Genomic DNA, 1,474 nt, shown 5'->3' on the forward strand with positions numbered 1-1,474 from the left:
ATCGGCGGTGACTCTCCGTTCGTCCGCGCCGCGATTAGCGAGGGTGGTGCGCCGCGGCAAGAAGCCAACTCCCCCTCCCCCTTCTTACTCCCCTCCCTCGTGAAGGGAGGGGCTGGGGGTGGGTGGGTATGAGGCTGGCGCAACGGTGCCCACGCAGGCCAACCCACCCCCGCCCCCTCCCTTGTTCAAGGGAGAAGAGAGATCGAACCCATTAATTTTACTTAAGAATACACCCGGCGACGCAACGTCACTCGTGTGAACTTCGTGAACTTTGGCGGCCTCAGAACAGCCCGCGCTCGATCCCCAGCGCGTCGGCGAGATCGTCGAGCGCCTGCGCCTCGCCCTCGACCTTGATCGCATGCATGCCGAGCTCGGCGGCCGGCTTGCAGTTGATCCCGAGGTCGTCGAGATAGATGCACGACGTCGCCGGCTTGGCGAAATGCGCGAGCATCATCTGGTAGATGCGCGGATCGGGCTTGCGCACGCCGACCTTGCTCGATTCGATCACGCAATCGAACCGCGCGAGCACCGCGGACACCGCCTGCGCACGCTCGCTGCTGCGCTCCATCCCCGCGCCCTCGCCCGACGGCACATTGTTGGTGATGCACCCGAGGTGATAGCCGTGGCGCTTGAGCCAATCGAGCGCGTGGACCATCCGCGGGCGGATATCCCCCGCCAGCACGCCGAGCACATCCTCGCCGCGCAGCTCGTGCCCCAAGGCCTTGGCCTCCTCGGCGAAGGCGGCGTCGAACCCGGCCGAATCGATCTCCGCCCGCTCGAACCGCGCCCAGGCATTGTCGTCGGGCGACAGCGCGTTGACCTTGCGGATGAAGTCTTTGGGCAGGCCGCGGGCGCGCTCCAGCCGGTTGAAAGCCTCGAACGGGGAGGAAGTGACCACCCCGCCAAAGTCGAAGATCACGGTATCGTGCTGCATCAACTTCGCCCCGTGCCGCGAGCCGGCGCGACGCGCAAGCCCCCCATCGCTACAAAGTTGCGCCCGCGATATGCCCGACGACATAAGTGACCAGCATCGCCAACGCCCCCCAGAAGGTGACGCGCAGCGCCCCCTTTGCCGCGCTCGCCCCGCCGGCCTGCGCCCCGATCGCCCCCAGCGCCGCGAGCAGCGCCAGCGCGACCAGCGGCACCGACCAGATCAACGTCGCGACCGGCGCGAGCAGCACGGTGAGCATCGGCGCCGCCCCGCCGGCGAAGAAGCTCGCGGCGGAGGCGAATGCCGCCTGCACCGGGCGCGCGGTCGCCGCCGCGGTCAGCCCCAGTTCGTCGCGGACATGCGCGGAAAGCGCGTCATGCGCGCTCATCTGCGTCGCGACCTGCTCGGCCAGCGTTTCGTCGAGCCCGCGCGCGCGATAGATCGCCGCGAGCTCGCGGTGCTCGCCGTCGGGATCGTCGGCGAGTTCGGCGGCCTCGCGCGCGCGCTCGGCGGCCTCGGCATCGGCCTGGCTGCTGACCGAGA

General features: G+C 69.1%; 2 protein-coding genes. Both read right to left on the minus strand.

Features of this window, described 5'->3' with window-relative positions; translation table 11 throughout:
• Positions 1-280: 280 nt before the first annotated feature.
• Positions 281-934, minus strand: a complete 654-nt coding sequence (locus tag BGN95_RS25020) for an HAD-IA family hydrolase (protein ID WP_179513357.1) — start codon at positions 932-934, stop codon at positions 281-283.
• A gap of 49 nt (positions 935-983) precedes the next feature.
• Positions 984-1,474 (minus strand): VIT1/CCC1 transporter family protein (locus BGN95_RS25025; RefSeq protein WP_286774364.1); only part of this gene is annotated, 491 nt, incomplete at its 5' end.

This window comes from Sphingomonas sp. 66-10 (genome assembly GCF_001897045.1).
GTDB classification, from domain to species: domain Bacteria; phylum Pseudomonadota; class Alphaproteobacteria; order Sphingomonadales; family Sphingomonadaceae; genus Sphingomonas; species Sphingomonas lycopersici.

Coding starts and splice junctions, on each gene's coding strand:
- BGN95_RS25020 (WP_179513357.1), bottom strand. CDS start 934: ATGCAGCACGATACCGTGATCTTCGACTTTGGCGGGGTGGTCACTTCC.